A 21,973-nucleotide genomic window follows, 5' to 3' on the forward strand; every position below is an offset into this window, starting at 1 on the left:
CTGGCCGCACGCGGATTTACTTGATCATCGGCAGCTTGAGGCCGAAGCGCTTGGCGGCGGCAATCGCCTGCTCGTAGCCGGCGTCGGCGTGGCGCATCACGCCGGAGCCGCAGTCGTTCACCAGCACGCGCGCCAGGCGCTCGGCGGCGGCGTCGGTGCCGTCAGCCACGATCACCATGCCGGAGTGCTGCGAGTAGCCCATGCCCACGCCGCCACCGTGGTGCAGCGATACCCAGCTGGCGCCGCCGGCGGTGTTCAGCAGCGCGTTCAGCAGTGGCCAGTCGGACACGGCGTCGGTGCCGTCCTTCATCGCTTCGGTTTCGCGGTTCGGGCTGGCCACCGAGCCGGTGTCCAGGTGGTCGCGGCCGATCACGATCGGCGCCTTCAGCTCGCCGTTCTTGACCATTTCGTTGAAGGCCAGACCAGCCAGGTGGCGCTCGCCCAGACCCAGCCAGCAGATGCGCGCCGGCAGGCCCTGGAAGCTGATGCGCTCGCGCGCCATGTCCAGCCAGCGGTGGGTGTGCTTGTTGTCCGGGAACAGTTCCTTGATCTTGGCGTCGGTCTTGTAGATGTCTTCCGGATCGCCGGACAGCGCCACCCAGCGGAACGGGCCCTTGCCTTCGCAGAACAGCGGACGGATGTAGGCCGGCACGAAGCCCGGGAAGTCGAAGGCGTTCTTCACGCCCTTGTCGAACGCGACCTGGCGGATATTGTTGCCGTAGTCCACGGTCGGGATGCCCATCGCCTGGAAGTCCAGCATCGCCTGTACGTGCACGGCGCAGCTCTGTGCGGCTTCGTCGGTCAGGCGGGCGTGCAGTTCCGGCTGGCGCTGCGCGTCTTTCCACTGTTCCACCGTCCAGCCGATCGGCAGGTAGCCGTTGATCAGGTCGTGGGCGGAGGTCTGGTCGGTCACCAGATCCGGCTTGATGCTGCCGGCCTGGGCGCGTTTCACCAGCTCCGGCAGCACCTCGGCGGCGTTGCCCAACAGCGCGATGGAGACGGCTTCCTTGCGGGAAGTATGTTCCTTGATCAGTTCCAGCGCGTGGTCGATGTCGCGTGCCTGCTTGTCCACGTAGCGGGTACGCAGGCGGAAGTCGATGCTGCTCTGCTGGCATTCGATGTTCAGCGAGCAGGCACCGGCCAGGGTGGCGGCCAGCGGCTGTGCGCCACCCATGCCGCCGAGGCCGGCGGTGAGGATCCACTTGCCCGACAGGTCGTTGTTGTAGTGCTGGCGGCCGGCTTCGACGAAGGTTTCAAACGTACCTTGCACGATGCCCTGGCTGCCGATGTAGATCCAGCTGCCGGCGGTCATCTGGCCGTACATGAACAGGCCCTTGCGGTCCAGCTCGTTGAAGTGTTCCCAGTTGGCCCACTTCGGCACCAGGTTGGAGTTGGCCAGCAGCACGCGCGGGGCGTTGGCGTGGGTCTTGAACACGCCGACCGGCTTGCCGGACTGCACCAGCAGGGTTTCGTCTTCGTTCAGGTCTTTCAGCGAAGCCAGGATCTGGTCGTAGCACTCCCAGTTGCGCGCGGCACGGCCGATGCCACCGTACACCACCAGCGCCTGCGGGTTCTCGGCGACGTCCGGGTCCAGGTTGTTCTGGATCATGCGGTAGGCCGCTTCGGCGATCCAGTTCTTGCAGTGCAGTTCGGTGCCGTGCGGGGCACGGATTACGCGGCTAGCGTCAAAACGCGGGTCAGTCATGGGAGTTGCTCCTATCGGGTCTTGCTCTGTCAGGTGTTGTTCACTACGTAAGCCGCCGCCGGTTTGCGCCGCACAGCGGAATGCTGTCAGCGCCGCAGTTGGCGCGTGATCGACCACGCCAGTCGCGCGGCGGCCTTGGCGCCGTGGCTGTCCTGGTCAAAATTGGGGTTGAATTCCACCAGATCGGCACCGACCAGCTTGCCGCTCTTGGCGATCTTGCCGACCAGCGCTTCCACCACGCTGATGTCGACGCCGTAGCCGGCCGGGGCCGACACCGCCGGCATCTGCGCCGCCGGCAATACGTCGAGGTCGATGGTCAGGTACACCGCGTCGACGCTGTCGATGAACTCGGCCAGCTGGTGGCGGGCATCGGCCAGCTGCCAGGCGGTCATGTCGCTGTCCAGCCGCCACTCGGCGCCAAGGTTGGCCGCAGCGTCGAACAGCGCGCGGGTGTTGGCGGTTTCGGCGACGCCCAGGCACAGGTAGCGGAAGTGCTGGCCGCGTTTCACGCACTCGGCGGCGATCTGCGCGAACGGGGTGCCGCTGGTGGCTTCCGCTGCGCTGCGCAGGTCGAAGTGGGCGTCGAAGTTGACGATGCCGATACGCTTGTCCTGATGCGCGTCGGCGAGGCCCAGCCAGTGGCCGAAGGCGGTCTCGTGGCCGCCGCCCAGCACCAGCGGCAGGTGGCCGGCGTAGACGATGGCGCTGACGCGGGCGGCCAACCTTTGGTGCGCGGCGTCCAGATCGCCGTCGTCGCAGCTGATGGTGCCGGCGTCGTACAGTGGCAGCGTCGGGTGATACGCCAGATTGGCCAGGGCCTTGCGCAGCGCCTGCGGGCCGGCCACGGCGCCGGTGCGGCCCTGGTTGCGGCGCACGCCTTCGTCGCAGGCAAAGCCGAGGATGGCGATGCCGGGCGCGGCGCCGGCGGCCAGCGGCTGCACCACCTGGTGCCAGCGGCGCGCCGCGTCGCCTTCGGCGGCGTCAATGCGGCCGGTCCACATGCTCATGTCGATAGTCATGGTTTATCCCTCGTGCTGCACCACGCCACGGAACACGCGGCGGGTCAGCGGGTTGGTGCCGAGGCCGTACACGATCTCGGCCGGATGGTCGATGTCCCACAGCAGCAGGTCGGCGACAAAGCCGGCGGCCAGCTGGCCGTGCGTGGCGCCGCGACCCAGCGCCTGCGCCGCGTGGCGGGTGGTGCCGCGCAGTGCCTCTTCCGGCGTCAGGCCGAACAGCACGCAGGCCTGGTTCATCGCGAGCCGGATGGAGGCAAACGGGCTGGTGCCGGGGTTCAGGTCGGTGGACACCGCCATCGCCACACCGGCGGCGCGCAGCTTGTCCACCGGCGGTTTCTGCGTCTCGCGCAGGAAGTAGTAGGCGCCGGGCAGCAGCACGGCCACGGTGCCGGACTTGGCCAAGGCAGCGACGCCGGCGTCGTCCAGATATTCGATATGGTCGGCGGACAGGCCGCCGAACTCGGCCACCAGCGCGGCGCCATGCAGGTTGGACAGCTGCTCGACGTGACCCTTCACCTTCAGGCCATGCGCGCGGGCGGCCTCGAACACCTGGCGGGTCTGCGCCGGCGAAAAGCCGACGCCTTCGCAGAACACGTCCACCGCCTCGGCCAGCCCTTCCTGCGCGGCGGCGGGGATGATCACCTCGCACACGTGGCGGATGTAGCCGTCGGCATCGCCGGCGAATTCCGGCGGCAGCGCGTGCGCCGACAGCAGCGTGGTGGCCACTTCCAACGGCAGCGCCGCTTCCAGCCGGCGCGCGGCGCGCAGCTGTTTCAGCTCGTCGGCCAGCGTCAGGCCGTAGCCGGACTTCATCTCGATGGTGGTGACGCCTTCCTTCATCAGCGCCTTCAGCCGCGGCAGGCTGGTGAGCGCCAGCTCGTCCTCGTCCAGGCCACGGGTGGCGCGCACGGTGGAGATGATGCCGCCGCCTTCGGCCGCGATCTGCTGGTAAGGCACGCCGGTGAGGCGCTTTTCCCATTCCGCGGCACGGTTGCCGCCGTACACCAGGTGGGTGTGGCAGTCGATGAAGCCGGGGGTGATCCAGGCACCCTTGGCGTCGCGCACCTCGCCGCCGCCGGCGAAGGCGGCCAGCGCCTGCTCTTGCGGCAGCACTGCGTGGATGCGGCCGTCACGCAGCCACAGCGCGTGACCGTCCAGCGCGCCGTAGGGCGCAAGGTTGGCCGCGTCGAAGGTGGCGAGACGGGCGTTGATCCACAGGGTGTCGCTGTTGCTGCTCATGGTGGTGTCCGCTGTTTTGCGATGAATTGTATATACATTTAGTTGATCGCAAGGCGGGCGTCAAGATTTTTCTGCGACGGGATTGTTGGCAGTGCGCGACGCGCCGGGTCGTCAATCTGGCAAAAAAGCCAATAAAAACAAAAGGCCACGCGCTGGCGTGGCCTGTTTCCGGTTGTTGCGTAAATGTATATACATTTACTATTTGCGTACCCGCGTCTGCGAGCGCAGCTTGTAGCCGGCGCCGGGGTGCAGCAGCCGCGCGAAGCTGACCAGGTGCTTGCCGGACCAGGTGCGGCGCAGCACGCGCAGGCAGGGCTCGCTGGCCTGCAGCCCGAGCAGGCTCTGCGCCTGCGCATCCGGCAGCACCGCCTCGACGGTGTGCTCGACATCGGTCAGCGGGCAGGCGCGCATCAGATAGGCGTTCGGCGTCTCGCGCTGGAACTGCTGCGCCAGGTAGTCCGGCGCCCATTGCGGATTGATGTAGCGGTCTTCGAGCTGGATCGGGGTGTCGTCCTCGAAGTGCACGATCAGCGAGTGGAACACCGGCATGCCGACGCCCAGCGCCAGTCGCAGCGCCACTTCCTCGCTGGCGGCTTCCTCGCGCACGAAGTGCACCTCGGCGCGGTAGGCGTGGCCGCGGCTGGCGATCTCCTCGGCGATGTTGTTGACGTCGAGCAGCGGCGATTCCGCCTTGCGTTCGGCGACGTAGGTGCCGTCGCCGGCGTAGCGCAGCAGCACGCCGGCCTCGGCCAGATCGCGGATCGCCTTGTTGACGGTCATGCGCGACACGCCGAACTGCTTCGCCAGCTCGACCTCGGGCGGAATCTTGGCACCGGGGGCGAAGCTGCGGCTCTTGATACCGTCTAGAATGAAATCGCGGATGCGCAGGTAGTGCGGCTTGGAGGCGGGTTTGGGCGTGCTCATGCGGCGATTGTAAGCTGAAACGGACGGAAAAAGGCGCGGCCGCCGGCGGGCGACCGCGCGTGGTGCCTCAGTCGAGGTGGGCGGCGAGAAATTGCAGGCTGCGGCCGTGCGCCAGCGCCGCGGCGCGCTGGTCGTACATCGGCCGGCCCCAGCAGTTGAAGCCGTGATCGACACCGGCGTAGTCGTGGAACACCGCGTTCGGCTTGCCGGCAAACGCCGCCTTCACCGCCGCCACCATGTCCTGGCTGATGTGGCCGTCCTGTGCCGCGTAGTGGAACAGGATAGGCATGCCGATGTCGGCGGCCACGTCCAGGTGCTGCTGGATGCCGCCGCCGTAGTAGCACACCGCGGCATCGGCCTGGCTCAGCGCCGCGGCGCGATAGGCCAGCTGGCCGCCCAGACAGAAGCCCAGCGTCGCCACCTTGCCGCTGACTTGCGGCAGGGCGCGCAGCGTGGCCACCGCCGCCGCCACGTCGCTGGCCGCCAGCGCGGTATCCACCCGCTGGTAGTAGCCGAAGGCCTGCTGGCTGCCGGCGTCGTCGTAGGCGAGGTCCACGCGCGGGCTCAGCCGCCAGAACACGTCCGGCGCCAGCACCACGTAGCCGTCCAGTGCGTACTGCTCGGCCACGGCGCGGATGTGTTCGTTGACGCCCCAGATCTCCTGCACCAGCACGATGCCGGGGCCGCTGCCGGTCGGCGGTAGCGTCAGGTAGCCGGAGAAGGTTTCGCCTTGTGCGGTTTGAATGTCGATCCAGCGTGAATTCACGGCATCACTCCTTATGGGGTTGGAACGCGGAACGCCGGCGGCATGGCGCGCTTGGCAAGCCGGCAGAAACTGTTGCATTGTAGCCGTCACACCGCTACTACGCCTGCAAGGATGTCATCATGACCCACCCTGTCCACCCCGACCTGCTGCCCGCCGGCGTGCGTGCCATCGAACTGGCCCCCGGCATGCCCGGCCTCGCCTTCAGCCACCCGGATTTCAGCGCCGTGTTCAGCCTGTACGGCGGCCAGCTGCTCGATTTCATCCCCGCCGGCGGCCAGCCGCTGCTGTACCTGTCGCCGCAGGCGCAGCTGCAGCCGGGCAAGGCCATCCGCGGCGGCATCCCGCTGTGCTGGCCGTGGTTCGGCCCCCACCCCGGCGACAGCAGCCGCCCGCAGCACGGCGTGGCGCGCACCGCGCTGTGGACGGTGAACGCGGTGGTGCGCAGTGACGACGGCTTCCACCTCAGCCTCAACGGCCCGCGCGAGGGCGAGCTGCAGGCGTCGCTGACGCTGCTGCTGGCCCCGCAGCAGCTGTCGCTGACGCTGACCACGCGCAACCTCGGCAAGACGCCGCAGCCGCTGAGCCAGGCGCTGCACAGCTATGTCGCGGTCAGCAATATCCGCCAGCTGCGCCTGCAGGGCCTGGCGCAGGCGCCGTACCATGACAAGCTCGACGGCCGGTTCAAGAGCTGGCCGGACGGCGACTGGACGCCGCAGGCGGCCACCGATGCGGTCGTGGCCAGCGCCGCGCCGCTGCAACTGGACGATGCCGGCTGGCAGCGCCGGCTGCAGCTGTCCAGCAGCGGCAGCGCCAGCACCGTGGTGTGGACGCCGTGGCAGCAGGGTGCGGCCAAGCTTGGCGATCTGCCCGCCGACGGCTGGCAGCATTTCCTGTGCCTGGAGGCGGCCAATGCCGGCGCCGACGCGCGGGTGCTGGCCGCCGGCGAGGCGCACAGTCTGACGCAGCAGCTGCGCGTCGCGGCGTTATAATCGCGCTTTACCTGATACACCGGAGCGTGACGAGTATGCTCAAGCCCGATCGACTTGATCGATTCCTGCCGCAGGTGTTCCCCAGCGGCGTCAAGGTCAGCAGCTTTGCCAAGCACTGCCCGCACTGCAAGAAACTGGTCAAATCGCCGGCCATGCACGGCGTGGCGCTGCTGGTGGTCGACCGCGTGTTCATCCTGGCACGCGCCGAATGCCCGCAATGCGGCAACCGTTTTGAAGTGAAGTGCATGTTCGACGACAGCAAGCAGGTGCACCCGGTGCTGCTGCCGACGCTGATGGTGCGTTGGCTGATGCTGTGGCACGCGCGGCAGCTGCGCCGGCGCGGCATCCCGCTGAAACCGCTGGCGACGGTGGTCGGCGACGAGCAGGACGCGGTGGTGACGCAGGAGCGCGTCGGCCTGCTGCTGGCCGACAGCGAGGTGACCAAGTCGCCGGAAACGGTCGGCAGCTATCTCGGCCTGCCGATCGTGGCGTGGATCGAATACCAGGGCCAGCGCTACAACTACGACCGCGCGGTGCCGGAAGAGGGCCAGTTCCGCCTCAGCCAGTACGAGGCGCTGTTTGACCGGCGCCTGATCTACCGCCGCAGCGGGCACTGAGCGGCGAGTGACAGACAAGCAAAACGGTGGCATGCAGCCACCGTTTTGCTTTTTGGGGAAGGATTCGGGCGAGGGGGTTGCGGCCAAGGTTGGCCGCATCGCTTTAGCGCCGCGAACAAAACCTCGCAGAGCAGCTGAGCCAAGGCGTGCCGATGCAGACAGTACACGTCGTACGGCAAGGAGGCGCAACGCAGGATCAGGGGGTTTGTTCGCGGCTCTTAACGGCCGGGCGCGGTCTCAGGCGCCGTAGTCGCCCCACACCGTCTGCATCGCCGCCGCCGCCGCCAGCGCCGCGGTTTCGGTGCGCAGGATGCGCGGGCCGAGCTTGAGCGGCGTCCAGCCGCCGCCGATCGCCGCCGCTTCTTCCGCCGCCGACAGCCCGCCTTCCGGCCCCGCCATCAGCCACGCGCGTGCCGGCGCCTGCGCGATATCGGCCAGCCGCTGCGTACCCAGCGGCGACAGCACCAGGTGCGCGTCGCCGTCCGGCTTCGCCGCCAGCCACTGTTTCAGCGTCAGGATAGGCAGCACCTCGGGGATGGTATTGCGCCCGCACTGCTCGCAGGCGGAGACGATGATCTCCTGCCAGCGTGCGAGGCGCTTGTCGGCGCGGTCGCCGGCCAGCTTGACGATGCTGCGCTCGGTCATCAGCGGCTGGAACACGCTGACGCCCATCTCCACCCCCTTCTGCAGCGTGAACTCCATGCGGTCGCCGCTGGAGATCGCCTGCGCCAGTCCCAGCCACAGCGGCGACTCGCGGCTGCTGTCGTCGAAGCGGCTGATGTCGCAGTCGGCATCGCGCTTGGCGATGGCGGTGAGCGTGGCCTGGTACTCGCCGCCACGGCCGTCGAACAGGGTGATGGCGTCGCCTTCTTTCAGCCGCAATACCTGTACATGGCGCACGACATGGTCGGGAAGGGACAGCGAACGCAGGCCGGCGAGGGGTGTGGCAACAAAAAACCTGGGCATGGTGTGTTGAAAGTCTGTGGTGATGGCGGTATTTTGCTTGTTTTGCTGCAATTGCAACAACCACTGTTTTCAATTCGCCCCCGCGGGGACGGCTTGAGGTGCGGGCCCACCGGCCTGCCAACCGTGTTAACCCGTCCGCTGACCGGCGGACGCGCCAGGAGAAGCGCATGCAGGTGGTCGACGAGGTCATCCGTACCGTTCGTAACGTGGCCCAGACCGAGGTCATGCCGCGCTTTTTGCGCGTCGGCAAGACGCGCAAGGACGACGGTTCGCTGTTTACCGAGGCCGATCTTGGCTGCCAGCAGGCACTGCAGCGCGACCTGCCGCTGATCCTGCCGCACCCGGTGCTGGGCGAGGAAATGACGCGCGAGGAACAGGACGCGCTGTGGGCGGCCAATCCGGACGGGCTGTGGGTGGTCGATCCCATCGACGGCACCACCAACTTCGTCAACGGCCTGCCCTACTTCGCCATCTCGGTGGCGCTGATGGTGAACGGCATCAGCGAGCTGGGGGTGATCTACAACCCGGTGGCCGACGAGATGTTCTACGCGCGGCGCGGCAAGGGCGCCTACCTCAACGGCAACCGCCTGCCGCTGAAGACCACGCGCAACAGCATGGGCGACGCCATCGCCGCGGTGGAGATCAAGTACCTGCGCTCCGGCAAGCTGGCGGCGCGCATGAACAGCGTGGCGCCGTTCGGCAGCCAGCGCAGCATGGGCTCCAGCACGCTGGACTGGTGCTTCCTCGCCGCCGGCCGTTACGACCTGTACCTGCACGGCGGCCAGCGGCTGTGGGACTACGCCGCCGGCGCGGTGATCCTGGAAGAAGCCGGCGGCCGCATCGCCAGCCTCAATACCGATGACTACTGGACGGACACGCTGTGGAAGCGCTCGGTGATCGCGGCGCTGGACCCGGAGCTGTTCGGCCACTGGCACCGCTGGGTGCGCGCCAACCAGTAAACCGGCGGATACCCGGAAACGATGCGGCCAACCTTGGACAAGGTTGGCCGCAGTTTTTATTGGGATCAAGGCTGCGGCGGAGGCCGCCTTGCTGCCTTGTCAAACCAGATGTCGGCCTCGCGTTCATCCCGAGGCACGCCCTGACCGTTCAGCAACATCGTTGCCAGATTGAACTGCGCGTCGCTCAATCCCTGTTCCGCTGCCTTGCGATACCACTGCACCGCCTGTTCCGCATTCATGGCAACGCCCTGCCCGTAGCGATACATATTGCCCAGATTGTTCTGCGCCGGCGCATAGCCCTGCCCGGCCGCCAGCTGGTACCAGTGCACGTCCCGGGACCAGTCGTAGGGGACGCCGCGTCCTTCGGCGTAGAGTTTGCCCAGATTGTTGCGGGCGACGCGGTCGCCCTGCTCCGCGGCCTTGCGGTACCAGGCCGCGGCCTGGGCATCATCGCGCGGTCGACCCTTGCCGCTCTCGTACAACTGCCTCAGCAGGCGTTGCGCCCTGGCATCCCCTGTTTGCGCGGCCTGCTGTTGCCGGCTTGCCGTCAGCAGATCCTGCCGGCTGAGGCCTACGTGGTTCTCGAACAGGCCGTTCAGGCGCCATTTGGCATGGGTATCGCCTTGCGCCGCAGCCTTGAGGAACCAGCTTTCGGCGGCGGCGAAATCCATGTCGACCCCGCGGCCATGCTGCAGCATTTCGCCCAGATGGGTCTGCGCCGATGCCAGCCCTTGCTCGGCGGCCTTGCGGTACCACGTCACGGCCTCGGTGGCATTCTGGTCCACGCCCAGGCCGTACTGGTACATCTGCCCGAGGCTGTCCTGTGCCGTGGCCAAACCCTGTTCGGCAGCCTTGCGCAACCACGTTGCCGCGTCGCTGAAACTCTGGGTGACGCCCTGGCCGTTTTTGTACTGCAGGCCCAGTTTGTATTGGGCGGCTGCCATACCCTGTTCCGCTGCCTTGCGGTACCACCCGGCCGCCTGATGGATATCGCTTGGCAAACCCTTGCCCGACTCGTGCATCAGGCCCGTCAGATACTGGGCGTTGGCATCGCCTTGCTGTGCAGCCTGCCGGTACTGATGGGCGGCCAGGATGGTTTCCCTGCTGAGGCCATTGGAACTGAGGAATAGGTAGTGCAGATTGAGTTTTGCCTCCGGATGGCCTTGTGCCGCGGCTTTGCTGTACCAGCGTTCGGCTTCGGCAAAATCCATGGCCACCAGTTGTCCATACTGGTATGCGGAGCCTAGCTCATTCTGCGCTTGCGCCTGGCCCTGCTCGGCGGCCTTGCGATACCACGCCAGCGCCTGGGCCGGATCCTTGATGCCCAGCCCGTGTTGGTACACATAGCCCAGGTAGTACTGGCAGTCGGCGTCTCCTTGTCGTGCGCCCTTCTGGAGCCAGTCAAAAGCCTCTGTATAACCTTGCGGCTCTTCGTGGTGCTGCAGCAGCTGGATGCCGAGAGTGCCCATCGCTTTGGTGGAGCCTTGTTTGGCGGCCTTGCGCAGCAGGGCGAAAGCGGCAGCGGTATCCTGTGCTGTCCCCTGTCCGGAGAGATAGAGCTGGGCGAGGTTGAACTGGGCTTCCGCCAGGCCCTGCTCGGCGGCCTTGCGATACCACAACACGGCTTGGGCAAAGTCTTGCGCCACCCCGTCGCCCTGCTGATAGCGCCACGCGATATTGAACTGGGCTCTGGCGTTACCCTGTTCGGCTGCGACCTGCTCGGCGATCTGTTCGGTGCTCTGGGCCGGGGGCGTGGTGAGGGCGGCGTGCGCGGCGGTGGGTAACAGCAGGGCGGACATCAGCGTCGCCAGCGTGGCGAGGGGTTTCATTCGGCAAAATCCTGAAGCAGTTGGCAGTGAAACAGGTGTACAGGATACGGGAAGCGCTGGTTGGGCTGAATAATTTTATGACAAAAGGTTGGCCGCAACGGTTGCAGGAAGGGAGGGCAGCTTATTCCAGCTTGGCTTTGGCTTCCGGTAGATCCTGCTCCGCCGCCTTGCGGAACCAGCCCAGCGCCAGCGCTTCGTCCTTGGCTACCCCGATTCCGTCCTGGTAAAACAGGCCCAGCCGGTACTGGGCGTCCGGCACGCCCTTGTCGGCGGCTTTCCGGTACCAGGCCAGAGCCTGAGCCACGTCCTGCTCAACCCCCCAGGCCTTCTCGTACATGCGGCCGAGATTGAACTGCGCCTGGGGCAGGCCCTGTTCGGCGGCCTTGCGGTACCAGGTCGCCGCAACCGTTGAATCGACGGCGACTCCGCGGGCATTGTTATAGATGTCTGCCAGCGCGTTCTGGGCGCGGGCGTCGCCCTGTTCCGCGGCCTTGCCGTACCAGTGCCGCGCCTGTTGCAAGTCGCGCAGTACGCCCCAGCCTTGTTCGTACATCACGCCGAGGCGGTACTGGGCAATCTGGTCGCCCTGCAGCGCCGCCTTGCGATACCAGACGACGGCCCGGTCGGTACTCGATGGCACGCCCTTGCCGGCCTCATACATCAGCCCGATCTTGCGCTGGGCGACCGCATTGCCTTGTGACGCCGCCTGCCGCAGTTGTGCGGCAGCCAGGATGTCATCCTGGCTCAGGCCAAAGTCGTTTTCGAACAGCGCTTTGAGTTCTTGCCCGGCAAAGGGGTCACCCGCGTCTGCCGCTTTCTGGAACCAGTCAGCGGCAGCGCGAAGATCACTTTCCGCCCCCTGTCCATCCAGGTACATCCGGGCCAGACTGGCCTGGGCAAAGGCGTGACCTTGCTCGGCTGCCTTGCGAAACCAGAGGATGGCCTCCTTGTCACTTTGAGCGGTGCCAGTGCCATTCTGAAACATGGTGCCCAACGCATACTGTGCCTGCGGAAAATCCTGTTTTGCCGCTTTGAGATACCACCTCACCGCCTCGGCATGATCTTGCGCGAGCCCCCGGCCAGTGTCGTACATGAATGCCAGGTTGTACTGCGCGCTGGCATCGCCCTGCTCGGCGGCCTTGCGAAACCAGAACGCGGCGTCCGTGTCGTTCTGTGCGATGCCACGGCCGTTCTGTAGCATTATCCCCAGGTCGTTCTGCGCTGGCGCCAGTCCCTGCTCTGCAGCCAGGCGGAACCAGACCACGGCTTCGTTATCGTCTTGGGCTACACCCTTGCCTTCCAGGTACAGCACGCCGAGGTTGGCTTGTGCCATCGCCGATTTCTGCGCTACCCCTTTGCGCAACCAGCTCAGCGCAAGCTGGTAATCCTGCGCTACCCCTCGCCCGAGCTTGTACATGAGACCAAGATTACTCTGCGCTATGGCCACTCCCTGCTCGGCAACCTTGCGGAACAAGGCCACGGCTGCGGCGTCATCCTGCGGAAGTCCCCGACCTTCCCGCATCATTATGGCAAGGTTGTAGTCGGCCATGAGCTGACCCTGTGCCGCCGCCTTGCGGGTCCAGACAACCGCCTCGTCGTCATTTTTGGGAGTGCCTTGGCCATTCATCAGCATCGCGCCAAGGTTTAGTTGCGCCTCGGCCTGCCCCTGTGTTGCTGCCTTGCGGAACCACGCGAGGGCCTCGGCATCGTTCTGATTTACGCCTTGGCCGTTCAGATACAGCACGGCCAGGTTGTTTTGCGCCTCGGGCATCCCTTGCGTGGCGGCCTGGCGATACCACGTCGCCGCCTTGGCAAAATCCTGTGGCACGCCGGAGCCCTTTTCGTAGCGGACACCCAGCCGGAACTGGGCATTGGCATCGCCCTGTTCGGCGGCGACCTGCTCTGCGATCTGCTCGGCGCTCTGGGCGGGGGGCGTGGTGAGGGCGGCGTGCGCGGCGGGTAACAGCAGGGCGGATATCAGCGCCGCCAACGGGGCGAGGGTTTTCATTCGGCAAGATCCTGGAGCAGTCGGCTGTGAAACAGGCGTACAGGATACGGGAAGCGCAGCTTGGGCTGAATAGATTTATGACAAAAGGCTGCGGCCAACCTTGGACAAGGTTGGCCGCATTGTTTTTGACGCATGGGATGGTCTGGCCGGCGCGGACGCTCCGGGCCGGCCGATGATCTGCATGGCAGCGCGGCTGCTCAGGGCGCGGGAGCTTCCAGTACCGCCAGCAACTGGCGCAGGCCGGTGTCGAGCGCGGCATGGGGTTCGGCGGGCAGCGGGGCGAGGATGGCCGCCATATTGGCGACGTGGGCGTCCAGCGCCGCCTCGACCAGCGCCAGCCCGTCCGGGGTCAGCCGCACCAGCAGGCTGCGCGCGTCGGCCGGGTTGGGCAGCCGCTCCACCAGCCCGCGCTCGGCCAGCAGTTGCAGCTGCCGCGTCATGGTGCCGGAGGACAGCATCAGGCTGGAGAACAGCGCGGTGGGTGCCAGGCAGTACGGCGCGCCGCTGCGGCGCAGCGTGGCCAGCACGTCGAATTCCCAGTTGCAGATGCCGTACTGGCCGAAGGTGTCGTTGAGCCGCTTTTGCAGCTGGCCGGCGCAGCGGGCCAGGCGGCCGATCAGCGCCATGTCGCGGGTGTCGAGGTCGGGCCGCTCGCGCTGCCACTGCGCGCGGATGGCGTCCACGGCGTCGGGGGTGTTCAGTGTGTCCATGCCGGCTCCGGATAGCTCGTGTTCAAGATAAATATCTTGAGTTGAAGATAAATTGGCGATACGCTGATTATATCTTGAATGGGAGATAAATCCGTGATGCCTGCTTCCCGCCTGTGGCGCGATACCCTGCTGACCGCCGTGGTGCCGCTGATCTGGGGTTCCACCTATCTGGTAACCACGCAATGGCTGCCGGCCGGCCTGCCGTTCAGCGCCGGCGTGCTGCGCGTGCTGCCGGCCGGCCTGCTGCTGTTGCTGTGGACGCGCCACCTGCCGCAGCGCCAGGAATGGCCACGGCTGCTGCTGCTGTCGCTGCTGAATATCGGTGCCTTCCAGGCCTTGCTGTTTGTCGCCGCCTACCGCCTGCCCGGCGGCATCGCCGCGGTGCTGGGTGCGATCCAGCCGCTGCTGATGATGGGCCTGCTGTGGGGGCTGGAGCGGCAGACGCCGCGGCCGCTGGTGTTGCTGGCCGCCTGCGCCGGCCTTGCCGGCATGGCGGTGCTGCTGAACGCCGGCAACGCGCGCTGGGACAGCATCGGTGTGCTGGCCGCCGCCGGCGGCGCGGTGGTGATGGCGCTGGGGATGTATCTGGCGCGGCGCTGGGGCAGCAGCCTGCCCTTGCTGGCGCTGACCGGCTGGCAGCTGGCACTGGGTGGCCTGATGCTGCTGCCGGCGGCGCTGTGGCTGGATCCGCCGCTGCCGGCGCTGTCTGCGGCCAACGTGGCGGGCTACGCCTATCTGTCGCTGGTGGGCGCGCTGCTGGCCTACGGCCTGTGGTTCCGCGGCCTGCGCCTGCTGCCGCCGGTGGCGGTGTCGGCGCTGGGCCTGCTCAGCCCGGTGGCGGCGGTGATCCTGGGCTGGGTGGCGTTGGGGCAGCGCCTGCACGGCTGGACGCTGATCGGCATGGTGACGGTGCTGGCCAGCGTGCTGTGCGTGCAGCTGGCCAGCAGTCGGCGCCCGGCGCGGGCGGGGTGAGTGGCCCCGTCAGTCAGGCAAGCCGCCCGCCACGGGCGGCTTTTTTTGCGTCGCCGGGGGCTGGCCGGCGCGGCGCCGGTGGCCGTCCGGGCAACGGGATACCGCACGCCTTCCGCCGTTATCCGGGAGACGATCCATCGTCCCGCAGCGTGATCTCCACCCGCTCCTTGCCCTTGCCGACGTTCTTGCGTTTCAGCGCGATGCGGCCAACCTCTGCGGTGCGCTGGAGGTGGGTGCCGCCGCACGGTACGCGGCCGTAGCCGGCGATTTCCCAGTAGCGACGCTCGCTCGCCGCATCGGCAAACGCGCTGGTAATGGGCAGGTTGGCCGCAATCAGCGCATCGATGCGGGCCTGCAGTGCCGGCAGCTGCGGGGTGATCGGCTGCGGCAGCGCGAAGTCGATGCGCGCCTTGTGTTCGCCGATGTGGGCGCCGATTTTCTCCACGCCGGCCAGCGTCTGGCCGATGGTTTCCAGTACCAGCTCGGCGGCGAAGTGCAGCCGCATCAGACGATAGCGCCGTGGCCAGTCGATGCGCACCGTCACCGCATCGCCGGCTTGCAGGCCGTGGCCGGCGGCCAGGGTGTAGACGATGTCGCGGCCAAGTTTTTCCGCCTGCAGCACCGGCAGGCCGGCGATGCTGCCGCTGTCGCTCTCCTGGCCGCCGCTCTCGGCGTAGAAGATGGTGGCCTGCAGCGTGACGCGCGCGCCGTCCACCGTGGCGACCTGCGTGGCCAGCTCGCACCGGTACGGGTCGTCCCAGAAGGTTTTGTGCGTCATGGCTGGGCGTGCCCACCGGCCAGGCGCTGGTAGATGTCCGGCTCCACTTTTTCCATGATGCGCTGCGGTGCGCCCAGTGCGGCAAAGCCGTACTGCGCGTACAGGCCGTGGGCGTCAGCGGTGGCCAGCATGAAGCGGCGCAGGTTTTGCAGCAGCGGATGGGCCTGGATGTAGCTCATCAGCGCCTTGCCCACGCCCTGGCCGCGCACGCTGTCCAGCACGAACACGTCGCCAAGGTAGGCGAAGGTGGCGAAATCGCTGATCACGCGCGCAAACGCCACCTGCCGGCCGTGCTCGTCGTAGCCGCCGATGCACAGCGCACCGTCCAGCGAGCGCTCGAAGATGTCGCGCGGCAGGCCGCGCGCCCAGTAGGATTCGCCGCTCAGGTAGCGGTACACCATGTCGCGGTCCAGCCGCTGCTTGTCGGTATCGAATGTGATGCTCATGTCAGCCTCCGTTGTCGCCTGTCACGCTACTGCCGGCTGGCCGTGGCGGCAAGCGCGGTGGGCAGAACACTGTGTGAAGCGCGCTGCCAAAAGCAATGCGGCCAACCCTGAACCAGGGTTGGCCGCATGTGGTTGCCGTGCGCCGGTTTACGCCTGCTGCAGGCGGCGTTGCTTCCAGTAGCTGAGCAGCCCGGCGCCGGAGTACAGCGCCAGAGCGCTCCAGATCAGCGCGAAGCCGATGGCGCGGTCGTTGCCGAACGGCTCGTTATACAGCCATACCCCCAGCAACAGCTGGATGGTGGGGCCGAGGTACTGGATCAGGCCGACGGTGGCCAGTTTCAGCCGTCGCGCACCGCTGGCGAACAGCAGCAGCGGAATGGCCGTCACCACCCCGGCGCCGAGCAGCAGCAGGTCGGTGGCGGTGCCTTGCTGGCCAAAGGCACCCTGCCCCTGCCAGTTGAACCACAGCAACGCGATGGCGGCCAGCGGCGTCATCAGGAAGGTCTCCAGCGCCAGGCCTTCCAGCGAGGGCAGCGTCGCCTTTTTGCGCAGCAGGCCGTAAATGCCGAAGCTGCCGGCCAGACTCAGTGAAATCCATGGCGGGCTGCCGGCGGTCAGCGTCAGCCAGCCCACCCCCAGTGTCGCGAAGGCAACGGCGGCGGCCTGCGGCCGCGTCAGCCGCTCGCCGAGAAACAGCCGTCCCAGCAGCACGTTGACCAGCGGATTGATGAAGTAGCCGAGGCTGGCCTCCACCACGCGGCCTTCGTTGACCGCCCAGATATAGATCAGCCAGTTCAGCGACAGCATCAGCGACGATACCGCAAAGATCGCCACCCGCCGCGGATCGCGCAGTGCGGCGAGCAGCCAGCCCCAGTTGCGCTGCAGCAGCAGGATCAGCGCCACGAACACGGCTGACCACACGATGCGGTGGCACAGGATCTGCAAGGCCGGCACGTCGTGCAGCGGCTTCCAGTACAGCGGGAACAGGCCCCAGATGAAAAAGGCACCGACGGCATACAGCACGCCGCGCGAGGTTTCCTGACGGGAGGTAGACATGGGAGGCACCGCAAAGGTTGGCCGCAGGCCGGCTTGTGGCCGGTAGCGGCAGGGTCAAGGGTGCACTCTACCGCCCGCCGACTGTCTACTCAATGGCGGGGGCGGAACGCTGTGTTCTGCCGCCGCGGCCGGCCGCGCATGCTGCACTGGCACATAAGCCGCAGCTGTCGCGGCGAAACGACAATTATGTTGACGTTTACGTTTACGTCACCTAGTCTGCGCCCAGTAGTCCGGCCGCCACCTGCGCGCGCCGGGCACGGCCACAAAAAGACGCCACAGGCGCTACAACTAGAGATAGAGATTGCCAGCAAGCGCCGCTCACAAGGCCGGCCTCGCCCCGTTGCCACAAGCACAGAGAATGATGGAGGAGAAACCATGTCGATTCGCCATGTCGCACTGGAAGACAAATACACGGCAGCTACCGGACAGGTATTGCTGAACGGCATCCAGGCGCTGGTGCGCCTGCCGATGATGCAGCAGGAGCGCGACCGCGCCGCCGGCCTCAATACCGCCGGCTACGTTACCGGCTACCGCGGCTCGCCGCTGGGCAACGTCGACCAGACCATGCAGAAGGCGGAGAAATACCTCAAGGCACACAATGTGGTGTTTCACCCCGGTCTCAACGAAGACCTGGCCGCCACCGCGGTATGGGGCACGCAGCAGGTCAACATGTTCGACGGCGCCAAGTACGAAGGCGTGTACGCGCTGTGGTACGGCAAGGGCCCCGGCGTGGACCGCTCCGGCGACGTGATCAAGCACGGCAACGTGGCCGGTACCAGCAAGCACGGCGGCGTGCTGCTGATCTGCGGCGACGACCACGCCGCCAAATCCTCCACCTTCCCGCACCAGTCCGACCACATCCTCGCCGCCAGCATGATCCCGGTGCTGTCGCCGTCCGGCGTGCAGGAGGTGATCGACTACGGCCTGCACGGCTGGGCGATGAGCCGCTACTCCGGCTGCTGGGTGTCGATCAAGGCGATCACCGATACCATCGAAAGCTCGGCGGTGGTCGACATCAGCCCGGATCGCGTCAACTGCGTGATCCCCGACGACTTCCCGCTGCCGGCCGACGGCCTGTCCATCCGCTGGCCGGACACCCCGCTGGCGCAGGAAAAGCGCGTGCTGCACCACCGCCTGTACGCGGCGCTGGCCTACGCCCGCGTCAACAAGCTCAACCACGTGACGCTGGATTCGCCGAAGGCGCGCCTCGGCATCATCACCTGTGGCAAGTCCTATCTCGACGTGATGCAGGCGCTGGACGACCTCGGCATCGACGAGGCGCTGGCCGCCGACATCGGCCTGCGCATCTTCAAGGTGGGCATGGTGTGGCCGCTGGAGCCGGAAGGCGTGCGCGAATTCGCGCAGGGCCTGGACGAGATCCTGGTGATCGAGGAAAAACGCCAGATCATCGAATACCAGCTCAAGGAACAGCTGTACAACTGGCGCGACGACGTGCGCCCGCGCGTGGTGGGCAAGTTCGCCGAAAAAGGCGAATGGGCGCTGCCGCACGGCGACTGGCTGCTGCCGGCCGCCGGCGAGCTGACCCCGGCGATGATCGCGCGCGCCATCGCCAGCCGGCTGGCCAACATCTTCGACAGCCCGGTGATCCACGACCGCCTGAAGTTCTACGACGACAAGGAAGCGCAGCTGGTGCAGCCGCGCGAGGCGATCAACCGCATCCCGCACTACTGCTCCGGCTGTCCGCACAACACGTCGACCAAGGTGCCGGAAGGCAGCCGCGCGGTGGCCGGCATCGGCTGCCACTACATGGCGCACTGGATCGAGGGCGACAGCACCAAGACCTTCACCCAGATGGGCGGCGAAGGCATCACCTGGCTGGGCCAGGCGCCGTTCACCACCACCAAGCACATCTTCACCAACCTCGGTGACGGCACCTACTTCCACTCCGGCCTGCTGGCGATCCGCGCCGCGGTGGCCGGCAAGGTCAACATCACCTACAAGATCCTGTACAACGACGCGGTGGCGATGACCGGCGGCCAGCACGTCGACGGTTATCTGGACGTGCCGATGATCACCCGCCAGGTGCACGCCGAAGGGGTTGGCCGCATCGTGATCACCAGTGACGACCCGGACAAGTACCGCACCGCGCACGGACTGAAGGAAGGCCTGGCGCCGGGGGTGGAAGTGTTCCACCGCCGCGAGCTGGACCGCATCCAGAAAGAGCTGCGCGAGCTGGAAGGCGTCACCATCCTGATCCACGACCAGACCTGTGCCGCCGAGAAGCGCCGCCGCCGCAAACGTGGCGAATTCCCCGACCCGGACCGCCGCATCTTCATCAACGAGCGCGTGTGCGAGGGCTGTGGCGACTGCGGCAAGAAATCCGGCTGCCTGTCGGTGCTGCCGGTGGAAACCGCGCTCGGCCGCAAGCGCAAGATCGACCAGAGCAGCTGCAACAAGGACTACAGCTGCGTCGAGGGCTTCTGCCCCAGCTTTGTCAGCGTCTCCGGCGCCAAGCTGAAAAAGTCCTCCGGCGGCAACAAGGCCGGCCTTGACAGCATGAGCACGCTGCCGGATCCGAAGCTGCCGGCACTGCACGAGCCGTACGGCATCATGATTACCGGCGTCGGCGGTACCGGTGTGGTCACCATCGGCCAGGTGCTGGCGATGGCCGCCCACCTCGACAACAAGGGCATCACCGTGCTGGACATGGCCGGCCTCGCGCAGAAAGGTGGCTCGGTGTGGTCGCACGTGCGCATCGCCGACAGCCAGGACAAGCTGCACGCGGTGCGTATCGCCGCCGGCGACGCCAACCTGGTGCTGGGCTGCGACCTGGTGGTCACCGCCGCCGAGGAAGCACTGGCCAAGATGCGCGAGGGCTTCAGCCACGTGGTGGTCAACAGCTACGAATCGCCGACCAGCGCCTTCCTGAAGAACCCGGACGTGCGTTTCCCGGCGCGGGCGATGAAGGACGCGATCATCGAATCGGTCGGCGGCAGCCACTTTGCCGAGGTCAACGCCACCCGCATCGCCACCGCGCTGATGGGCGACGGCATTGCCGCCAACATGTTCATGCTCGGCTATGCCTGGCAGCAGGGGCTGGTGCCGGTGTCGCTGGAAGCGATCATGGCCGCCGTCGAGCTGAACGGCGCCGCGGTGAAGTTCAACCAGGATGCCTTTACCTGGGGCCGCCACGCCGCGCACGACCTGCAGCGCGTGGAAACGCTGGTGTCGCCGTCGGCGGTGGTGCAATTCGTTCCACGTGAAACGGTGGACGGCGTGCTGCACCATCGCAGCAAGGAACTGGTCGCCTACCAGGACGAAAAACTGGCCGAGCGCTACAAGGCGCTGGTGGCCAGGGTGCAGGCCGCCGAAGAGCAGGCCCGTCCCGGCAGCAGCGCGCTGGCACTGGCGGTGGCGAAGAACTACTACCACCTGCTGGCCTACAAGGACGAGTACGAAGTGGCGCGGCTGTACAGCGACGGCGTGTTCCAGCGCGAGCTGGCGGCGCAGTTCGACGGCGACCTGAAGCTGACCTTCCACTTCGGCGCCAGCTGGATGACCGGCCACCAGCCGCGCAAGATCAATCTCGGCCAGTGGGCACTGAAGGCAATGGCCATCATCGCCCACGGCAAGCGGCTGCGCGGCACCGCGCTGGATGTTTTCGGCTACCAGGCCGACCGCAAGCTGGAGCGACAGCTGATCGTCGAGTTCGAGACGCTGGTGGACGAGCTGTGCGGCAAGCTTACCGCGGCCAACCTGGTCACCGCCACCGAGATGGTCAAGCAGTACGAAGGCATTCGCGGCTTCGGCCATGTCAAGGACGCCGGCCTCGCCAGCGCCCGCGGCAAGCTGGCGGAACTGCGGCAGGCGTTCGAGGCGTTACCGCACACCGGCAAGGGTGCGGTGGCGTAACGGGCAATGTTTGAGGGTGTTTGAGCGGGCCGCTGGCCCGCTTTTTTTATGGTGCGGCCCGCCCCCGATCCCGCGCAGCAGTACTGGCGCAAGCTGCCGGCCTTCTTGTCGACGGCAAGCAACATGGCGGAAAGTGGACCACGCTCCGGCTGTTATCCGTTCGGCATTAACGACAAGTGCGTAACTCTTTGGCATAATTCGTGGCTTTGTCCCGCTCCGGAGCCGCTGCCATGAACCTCCCCGACCTGCTCGCCAGCTTCGCCTCCGCCTTCAATCAGGACCAGCGCCTGCTCAGCCTGCAACTGGGTGACGGCAGCCGCTGGGGCGAGACGCTGTTGCCGCTGGCCTTGTCCGGCGACGAGGCGCTGGCCGGCGATTACCGCTTCCGCGTCGAGTGCCTGGCGCCGGACGACGGCATCGAGTTGAAATCGCTGCTCGGCCTGCCGGTGCGGCTCGGCATTGCCGGCGCCGACGGCCGCGAATCGCTGCGCTGCGGCGTGGTCAGCGCCGCCGAGACACTGGGCAGCGATGGTGGCTTTGCTCGCTACGCACTCACCATCGAACCGCCGTTTGCGCTGCTGCGCCTGCGCCAGACCTCGCGCGTGTTCCAGGATTTGTCGGTGGACGCCATCGTGCGGCAGATTTTCGCCGAGCACGCGGCGGCCAACCCGCCGTTCGCCGCGGTGCAGGGGCTGGACTTCATGCTTACCGGCCCGCTGCCCAGTCGCAGCTACTGCCTGCAGTACCGCGAATCCGACCACGACTTCATCTGCCGCCTGCTGCGCGAGGAAGGTCTCAGCTGGCGCTACGAGCACCTGGGTGGTGTGACTGAGCGAGGTAGCGCAGCGTCGCGAGGGAATATCCCGCAGGTCAAGCTGCTGGCCTTCGACGATCCGTACAGCCTGCCGGCAGCCAACCTTGACCGCGTGCGTTTCCACCGCAGCGATGCGACGGAAGAGGAGGACGGCCTCACCCGCTGGGACGGCGCCCGGCAGATCGTGCCGGGCAGCGTGGCGCTGACCACTTACGACTACCAGCCGGTGGCCACCGGCCACAGCGGCGACGAGACCGCGATCGAGCAGGGGCTGGATGGTGCCCGCCTGCAATCCAGCCTGCA

18 protein-coding genes are annotated in these 21,973 nt (G+C 66.9%); 6 read left to right on the forward strand and 12 right to left on the reverse strand.

The features are described from left to right. Nucleotides 1-16: 16 nt before the first annotated feature. The 5 genes from hutU to C8E02_RS17015 all read right to left on the reverse strand — a co-directional run bounded on the left by hutU (nucleotide 17) and on the right by C8E02_RS17015 (nucleotide 5,653). The gene (gene hutU, locus C8E02_RS16995; protein WP_120812872.1) at nucleotides 17-1,705 is read right to left on the reverse strand and encodes a urocanate hydratase; all 1,689 of its coding nucleotides are present in this window, start codon (nucleotides 1,703-1,705) and stop codon (nucleotides 17-19) included. A gap of 86 nt (nucleotides 1,706-1,791) precedes the next feature. Further along, nucleotides 1,792-2,724, reverse strand: coding sequence for a formimidoylglutamase (gene hutG, locus C8E02_RS17000; protein ID WP_170152187.1), 933 nt, complete (start codon nucleotides 2,722-2,724; stop codon nucleotides 1,792-1,794). 3 nt (nucleotides 2,725-2,727) lie between these two features. Continuing rightward, nucleotides 2,728-3,963: an imidazolonepropionase gene (hutI, locus tag C8E02_RS17005; RefSeq protein ID WP_120812875.1), complete on the reverse strand. Its 1,236-nt coding sequence runs from the start codon at nucleotides 3,961-3,963 to the stop codon at nucleotides 2,728-2,730. 198 nt (nucleotides 3,964-4,161) lie between these two features. Continuing rightward, nucleotides 4,162-4,887, reverse strand: a complete 726-nt coding sequence (gene hutC, locus C8E02_RS17010) for a histidine utilization transcriptional repressor HutC (RefSeq protein WP_047967624.1) — start codon at nucleotides 4,885-4,887, stop codon at nucleotides 4,162-4,164. 67 nt (nucleotides 4,888-4,954) lie between these two features. After that, nucleotides 4,955-5,653: a dienelactone hydrolase family protein gene (locus C8E02_RS17015; RefSeq protein WP_120812877.1), complete on the reverse strand. Its 699-nt coding sequence runs from the start codon at nucleotides 5,651-5,653 to the stop codon at nucleotides 4,955-4,957. Between the two features lie 119 nt (nucleotides 5,654-5,772). On the opposite strand from C8E02_RS17015, the gene C8E02_RS17020 reads away from it, so the two are divergent. Beyond that, entirely contained in the window at nucleotides 5,773-6,642 is an 870-nt protein-coding gene (locus C8E02_RS17020) for a D-hexose-6-phosphate mutarotase (protein WP_120812880.1), read from the forward strand. Between the two features lie 35 nt (nucleotides 6,643-6,677). Continuing rightward, nucleotides 6,678-7,259, forward strand: a complete 582-nt coding sequence (locus C8E02_RS17025; RefSeq protein WP_120812882.1) for a hypothetical protein — start codon at nucleotides 6,678-6,680, stop codon at nucleotides 7,257-7,259. Between the two features lie 237 nt (nucleotides 7,260-7,496). On the opposite strand, the gene C8E02_RS17030 is transcribed toward C8E02_RS17025, so the two are convergent. Next, complete coding sequence (locus C8E02_RS17030) at nucleotides 7,497-8,225, reverse strand: 16S rRNA (uracil(1498)-N(3))-methyltransferase (RefSeq protein ID WP_120812928.1); 729 nt, start codon at nucleotides 8,223-8,225, stop codon at nucleotides 7,497-7,499. Nucleotides 8,226-8,398: 173 nt separating this feature from the next. Here C8E02_RS17030 and C8E02_RS17035 point away from each other — a divergent pair, with 173 nt between their 5' ends. Then, the gene (locus C8E02_RS17035; RefSeq protein WP_202902773.1) at nucleotides 8,399-9,184 is read left to right on the forward strand and encodes an inositol monophosphatase family protein; all 786 of its coding nucleotides are present in this window, start codon (nucleotides 8,399-8,401) and stop codon (nucleotides 9,182-9,184) included. Between the two features lie 65 nt (nucleotides 9,185-9,249). Here C8E02_RS17035 and C8E02_RS17040 read toward each other — a convergent pair whose 3' ends face one another. The 3 genes from C8E02_RS17040 to C8E02_RS17050 form a co-directional block, all read right to left on the reverse strand. Further along, nucleotides 9,250-11,013, reverse strand: coding sequence for a tetratricopeptide repeat protein (locus tag C8E02_RS17040; RefSeq protein WP_120812885.1), 1,764 nt, complete (start codon nucleotides 11,011-11,013; stop codon nucleotides 9,250-9,252). 121 nt (nucleotides 11,014-11,134) lie between these two features. Further along, nucleotides 11,135-13,021: a tetratricopeptide repeat protein gene (locus tag C8E02_RS17045; RefSeq protein WP_120812887.1), complete on the reverse strand. Its 1,887-nt coding sequence runs from the start codon at nucleotides 13,019-13,021 to the stop codon at nucleotides 11,135-11,137. Nucleotides 13,022-13,218: 197 nt separating this feature from the next. Then, nucleotides 13,219-13,731, reverse strand: coding sequence for a MarR family winged helix-turn-helix transcriptional regulator (locus tag C8E02_RS17050; protein WP_120812890.1), 513 nt, complete (start codon nucleotides 13,729-13,731; stop codon nucleotides 13,219-13,221). A 96-nt stretch (nucleotides 13,732-13,827) separates the two neighbouring features. On the opposite strand from C8E02_RS17050, the gene C8E02_RS17055 reads away from it, so the two are divergent. Next, nucleotides 13,828-14,703, forward strand: coding sequence for a carboxylate/amino acid/amine transporter (locus C8E02_RS17055; protein ID WP_211329275.1), 876 nt, complete (start codon nucleotides 13,828-13,830; stop codon nucleotides 14,701-14,703). Nucleotides 14,704-14,821: 118 nt separating this feature from the next. On the opposite strand, the gene C8E02_RS17060 is transcribed toward C8E02_RS17055, so the two are convergent. From C8E02_RS17060 to rarD, 3 genes are all read right to left on the reverse strand, one after another. Beyond that, entirely contained in the window at nucleotides 14,822-15,481 is a 660-nt protein-coding gene (locus C8E02_RS17060; protein WP_120812897.1) for an alanine--tRNA ligase-related protein, read from the reverse strand. Continuing rightward, complete coding sequence (locus C8E02_RS17065) at nucleotides 15,478-15,927, reverse strand: GNAT family N-acetyltransferase (RefSeq protein ID WP_120812900.1); 450 nt, start codon at nucleotides 15,925-15,927, stop codon at nucleotides 15,478-15,480. The genes C8E02_RS17060 and C8E02_RS17065 overlap by 4 nt, the downstream gene beginning before the upstream one ends. Nucleotides 15,928-16,074: 147 nt before the next feature. Then, entirely contained in the window at nucleotides 16,075-16,983 is a 909-nt protein-coding gene (rarD, locus tag C8E02_RS17070) for an EamA family transporter RarD (protein WP_047967633.1), read from the reverse strand. Nucleotides 16,984-17,358: 375 nt separating this feature from the next. Here rarD and C8E02_RS17075 point away from each other — a divergent pair, with 375 nt between their 5' ends. After that, a complete protein-coding gene (locus tag C8E02_RS17075; RefSeq protein WP_120812903.1) occupies nucleotides 17,359-20,856 on the forward strand; it encodes an indolepyruvate ferredoxin oxidoreductase family protein in 3,498 nt (1,165 codons plus the stop codon). Nucleotides 20,857-21,086: 230 nt separating this feature from the next. Continuing rightward, a partial coding sequence (locus C8E02_RS17080) for a type VI secretion system Vgr family protein (RefSeq protein WP_211329276.1) occupies nucleotides 21,087-21,973 on the forward strand: 887 nt, incomplete at its 3' end.

Source organism: Vogesella indigofera (genome assembly GCF_003633895.1).
Taxonomy (GTDB): Bacteria; Pseudomonadota; Gammaproteobacteria; order Burkholderiales; family Chromobacteriaceae; genus Vogesella; species Vogesella indigofera.

Bases quoted from the DNA above. Each gene is read 5' to 3' on its own strand.
- hutU (WP_120812872.1), bottom strand. From the start codon at position 1,705: ATGACTGACCCGCGTTTTGACGCTAGCCGCGTAATCCGTGCCCCGCAC.
- hutG (WP_170152187.1), bottom strand. From the start codon at position 2,724: ATGACTATCGACATGAGCATGTGGACCGGCCGCATTGACGCCGCCGAA.
- hutI (WP_120812875.1), bottom strand. From the start codon at position 3,963: ATGAGCAGCAACAGCGACACCCTGTGGATCAACGCCCGTCTCGCCACC.
- hutC (WP_047967624.1), bottom strand. From the start codon at position 4,887: ATGAGCACGCCCAAACCCGCCTCCAAGCCGCACTACCTGCGCATCCGC.
- C8E02_RS17020 (WP_120812880.1), top strand. From the start codon at position 5,773: ATGACCCACCCTGTCCACCCCGACCTGCTGCCCGCCGGCGTGCGTGCC.
- C8E02_RS17025 (WP_120812882.1), top strand. From the start codon at position 6,678: ATGCTCAAGCCCGATCGACTTGATCGATTCCTGCCGCAGGTGTTCCCC.
- C8E02_RS17030 (WP_120812928.1), bottom strand. From the start codon at position 8,225: ATGCCCAGGTTTTTTGTTGCCACACCCCTCGCCGGCCTGCGTTCGCTG.
- C8E02_RS17040 (WP_120812885.1), bottom strand. From the start codon at position 11,013: ATGAAACCCCTCGCCACGCTGGCGACGCTGATGTCCGCCCTGCTGTTA.
- C8E02_RS17045 (WP_120812887.1), bottom strand. From the start codon at position 13,021: ATGAAAACCCTCGCCCCGTTGGCGGCGCTGATATCCGCCCTGCTGTTA.
- C8E02_RS17050 (WP_120812890.1), bottom strand. From the start codon at position 13,731: ATGGACACACTGAACACCCCCGACGCCGTGGACGCCATCCGCGCGCAG.
- C8E02_RS17055 (WP_211329275.1), top strand. From the start codon at position 13,828: ATGCCTGCTTCCCGCCTGTGGCGCGATACCCTGCTGACCGCCGTGGTG.
- C8E02_RS17060 (WP_120812897.1), bottom strand. From the start codon at position 15,481: ATGACGCACAAAACCTTCTGGGACGACCCGTACCGGTGCGAGCTGGCC.
- C8E02_RS17065 (WP_120812900.1), bottom strand. From the start codon at position 15,927: ATGAGCATCACATTCGATACCGACAAGCAGCGGCTGGACCGCGACATG.
- rarD (WP_047967633.1), bottom strand. From the start codon at position 16,983: ATGTCTACCTCCCGTCAGGAAACCTCGCGCGGCGTGCTGTATGCCGTC.
- C8E02_RS17075 (WP_120812903.1), top strand. From the start codon at position 17,359: ATGTCGATTCGCCATGTCGCACTGGAAGACAAATACACGGCAGCTACC.